This window comes from Enterovirga sp., from assembly GCF_028290205.1.
In the GTDB taxonomy this organism is placed as follows: domain Bacteria; phylum Pseudomonadota; class Alphaproteobacteria; order Rhizobiales; family Beijerinckiaceae; genus Enterovirga.
This window is the reverse complement of sequence record NZ_JAQGKF010000070.1, coordinates 1-4,371: the sequence shown is the minus strand read 5'-3', so window position 1 is coordinate 4,371 and position 4,371 is coordinate 1. Positions and strand designations below refer to the sequence as shown.

Genomic DNA, 4,371 nt, shown 5'->3' with positions numbered 1-4,371 from the left:
CGTCGAGCCGATGGCGGGCTCGACCGGCGTGCTGGCCGCCCCCAAGGGCTATCTGAAGCGGCTCCGCCAGATCTGCGACCGCTTCGGCATCCTGCTCATCTTCGACGAGGTCATCACCGGCTACGGCCGTCTTGGCCACGCCTTTGCGGCCGAGCGTTACGGCGTCGTGCCGGACATGATCACCTTCGCCAAGGGCGTGACCTCCGGCACGGTGCCGATGGCCTGCGTGATCGTCCGCAAGGGCATCCACGACGCCTACATGACGGGGCCGGAGCACGTCATCGAGCTGTTCCACGGCTACACCTATTCGGGCCACCCGCTCGCCTGCGCGGCTGCCCTCGCCACGCTCGACACCTACAGGGACGAGAAGCTGTTCGAGCGCGCGAAGTCGCTGGAGGAGGTCTGGGCCGACGCGATCTTCAGCCTCAAGGGTCTGCCGAACGTGCTCGACATTCGGACCATCGGCCTGGTGGGCGCCATCGAGCTCGCCTCGCGGCCGGACGCCTTCGGCCAGCGCGGCTACGAGGCCATGGAGCGGGCGTTCCAGGACCACGGCCTGATGTGCCGCGCCAGCGGCGACACGCTCGCCCTGTCGCCGCCGCTGATCATCACCGAGGAGCAGATCGGCGAAATCGTCGACAAGATCTCGAAGACGATCCGGGCCGTCGCCTGATCCTCCGGGTCGCCCTGCGCCGCTTCGGCGCGGGGTGACCTGAGGCCGTTTCGGCATCGGCCGGCGCACGCAGCCGCGCCTCTGCTCGGGCCATTCAGCCCGGGGCTGGGCCCGGCCGGCGCACGGTGCGCCACGGGACGGGTCCGCCGCGCCGGGGATCCGGAGCCGCCCGCGCTGGAACCCTCGGCCCTGCTCGGTTTTCACCCAGGCGGCCGGCAGCCGGGCCGCAGCCCAGCTGGCTCTCCATGCCCGACCGCTTCTCCCGCGCCCTTCTCGTCGTCGCCGTGCTTCTCCTCGCCGCCATGGCCGCGCAGCCGTGGCTGGAGCGGACCATCTTCGCCTCCGACGCGCCCCGCCCGGTGGCGGCGCGGGGCGACTTGGCGGCGGCGGAGCGGGCCACCACGGAGCTGTTCCGCGCCGTGTCGCCGTCCGTGGTCCAGGTCGTGTCCCTCACAGGCGGCGCGCCCAACCCCTTCGCGGGCGGGGAAGGGCAGGGCGAGGGTGGCGAGGGCGGTTCGCAATCCGGCACCGGCTTCGTGTGGGACCGGGCAGGGCACGTCGTCACCAACGCCCATGTCGTGGAGGGCGCCGGGTCTGTCGCGATCCGCCTCGCCTCGGGCGACGTGGTGCGGGCCGACGTGGTCGGGCTCGCACCGAATTACGACCTGGCCGTGCTCCGCATCCGCTCGGGCGCGGACCTGCCGCCTCCGGTCCTGGTCGGCAGCTCGGCCGACCTCCAGGTCGGCCAATCCGCCTTCGCCATCGGCAATCCCTTCGGGCTTGACCAGTCCCTGACCACGGGCGTGATCAGCGCGCTGAAGCGGCGGCTGCCGACGAGCGGCGGCCGCGAGATCGCCGACGTGGTCCAGACCGACGCGGCCATCAACCCGGGCAATTCCGGCGGCCCGCTCTTGGATTCCGCCGGCCGCGTGATCGGGGTCAACACGGCCATCTACTCGCCCTCGGGGGCCAGCGCCGGCATCGGCTTCGCGATCCCGATCGATTCGGTGAACCGCGTCGCTGCCGCCCTGATCCGGGACGGCCGCGTGCCGACGCCCGGGATCGGCATCGTGGCCGCGAACGAGACGGTGGCCACGCGGCTCGGGGTCGAGGGCGTGGTCGTGGTGCGGACCACGCCCGGGTCGCCCGCCGCGCGGGCCGGGCTGCGGGGTGTCGACCCGGCCACCAATGCCCTCGGCGACGTCATCGTGAAGGCGAACGGCGAGCCCGTGCGCCGCCTGGCCGACCTCACCCGGCAACTCGAACAGGCCGGGGTCGGGCAGCGCGTCACGCTGGAATTGCTGCGCGGCAGTCGCAGCGCGGAGGTCGCGGTCGAGATCGCCGATATCGGCCAGCGCTGAGCCGCCGACTCGACTTCTCCCGGCCGGAGAGAGAGAAGCGCGCATCCCGCGCCACAACTCTCTCCGTTTTCGATCCCCATGACCCATTCCCTGAAGGCCCGGCTGCCGCGCGGCTTCGCTGACCGGCCCGCCGCCGATCTCGCGGCCACGTCCCGCATGCTGAAGGCGATCCGAGACACCTACGAACTGTACGGGTTCGAGGAGATCGAGACGCCCCTGATCGAATACACGGACGCGCTCGGCAAGTTCTTGCCCGACCAGGACCGGCCGAACGAGGGCGTGTTCTCGTTCCAGGACGATGACGAGCAGTGGCTGAGCCTGCGCTACGACCTGACAGCGCCCCTGGCCCGGCACGTCGCGGAGCGGCTCGAGGCGCAGTCGCTGACCTTGCCCTTCCGGTCCTACCGGGCAGGCTGGGTGTTCCGGAACGAAAAGCCCGGCCCGGGCCGCTTCCGCCAGTTCATGCAATTCGACGCGGACACGATCGGCTCCGCTTCGCCGGCGGCCGATGCCGAGATCTGCATGATGATGGCGGACACCCTGGAGCGCCTCGGCATTCCGCGCGGGCATTACGTCGTGAAGGTCAACAACCGGAAGATCCTGGACGGCGTGATGGAGGCGATCGGCCTCGGCGGCGACGAGAATGCCGGCCGCCGGCTGACCGTGCTGCGGGCCATCGACAAGCTGGACCGGCTCGGCCGGGAGGGCGTGGCGGACCTGCTCGGCCCCGGCCGACGCGACGAGAGCGGCGACGTCACCAAGGGCGCGGAACTCGACAGGTCGCAGATCGACGCCGTGCTCGGCGCGCTGGCCCAGGTGCCGGAGAACGTGCCGGGAGCGGATGAACTCGCCGCCATCGCGGCGCTGGTGCGTGCCGCCGGCTACGGGCCCGACCGCATCGCCATGGACCCGTCCGTCGTGCGCGGGCTCGAATACTATACGGGACCTGTCTTCGAGGCCGAACTGACCTTTCCGATCGTCAACGACGAAGGCCAGACGGTGCGTTTCGGCTCGGTCGCCGGGGGCGGACGCTATGACGGACTGGTCGGCCGCTTCCGGGACACGCCGGTGCCGGCCACCGGCTTCTCCATCGGCGTGTCGCGCCTCCTCGCGGCGCTCCAGCACGTGCAATCTCCCCTCGTGACCGGCGAGAGCCGGACCGGTCCGGTGCTGGTGCTGGTGATGGATCGCGACCGGATCGGCGACTACCAGCGCATGGTCTCGGCGCTGCGCGGCGCCGGCATTCCGGCGGAGCTCTATCTCGGCCAGGCCGGCATGAAGGCGCAGATGAAATACGCCGACCGCCGGGGGGCACCCTTCGCAGTGATCCAGGGCTCGCAGGAAAAGGAGCGCGGCGAGGTGCAGATCAAGGATCTTCTCGAGGGCGCGCGCCGAGCGGAAGACGGCCCGGGCAGCAACGCCGAGTATCGGGCCGCGCGCCTCGCACAGGCGGCCGTACCGGAAGCGGATCTCGTCACCGAGATCACGCAGCGTCTCGCGGCGCAGAAAATCCGTTGATGGAGGGCGCCTTTACTTGACTGCTGGGGAACAACGGTGCGGGTGCGCTGTTAGCCGGTCAAGCTTGACCACGGAGTGAAGGCGATGGCGCGCAAGAAGGATACGGACGAGAAATCCACCCGCAAGGGTCGCGGCAAGGCCTCCGAAGAGGCCCCCAAGGCTCCGGCGCGGGCCTCGGCCTCGGCTTCGGGCCGGACCGCCGCGGCGCCTCGCTCCGCGCCTGTCCGCAAGACGCGCAAGGCCTCGCTGGAAGCCGTCCGCGTTCCTGTCGCCGAGCCGTCCACCAAGGCCGCCAAGAAGGCCCGCAAGGCGCTCAAAGCCGGCAGGGGTCGCGCTTCCACCCTGGTCCCCGACGTGTCCATGCCGAATGTGTCGGGCGTGGTCGGCGACGCCTTCAAGACCATCGGCACGCAGATCGCCGGCGCGCTGAACACCGATATCGGCCGGGTCATGGTGGCCGAGCTGCTGATCTATGTCGCGAAATCGCTCACCAAGGCCGCCTCCGAAACCGAGACCGCCCAGGACGCCAAGTCCGCGCTGGTGAATGCCGGCGCCCGGATCGGCGCCGCGGCTGCCGATGCCGGCGCCCGCATGGTCGAGACCGGGTCTGCTGCCGCCGATCAGGGCTCCAAGCTGCTTGACGACGGCCGTGAGGCCGCCGGCGACGCCGCCGGCAGCGCCCGCGATCTCATGCGCGAGGTCGCGCAGGTGGCCGTGGGTGCGGTCGGGGGCGTGGTCGCGGATGTGGCCAAAGGCGCCATGTCGCGCCGCGGCCGCAAGCCGGCGGCCCAGCCCGCCGGCCCGGGCGAGGGTGCGTCA

At 71.3% G+C, this 4,371-nt stretch carries 3 protein-coding genes and 1 pseudogene; all 4 read left to right on the top strand.

Going from position 1 to position 4,371, the window contains the following annotated elements:
* Window positions 1-673 (top strand): aminotransferase class III-fold pyridoxal phosphate-dependent enzyme (locus JWR86_RS04960; RefSeq protein WP_299561593.1); only part of this gene is annotated, 673 nt, incomplete at its 5' end.
* A gap of 245 nt (window positions 674-918) precedes the next feature.
* Window positions 919-2,034, top strand: a complete 1,116-nt coding sequence (locus JWR86_RS04955) for a trypsin-like peptidase domain-containing protein (RefSeq protein WP_299561591.1) — start codon at window positions 919-921, stop codon at window positions 2,032-2,034.
* Window positions 2,031-3,552, top strand: a pseudogene (hisS, locus tag JWR86_RS04950) (histidine--tRNA ligase). Before JWR86_RS04955 ends, hisS begins: the two are co-directional and overlap by 4 nt.
* Before the next feature lie 84 nt (window positions 3,553-3,636).
* Window positions 3,637-4,371: hypothetical protein (locus JWR86_RS04945; RefSeq protein ID WP_299561588.1), on the top strand; the 735-nt coding region annotated here is incomplete at its 3' end.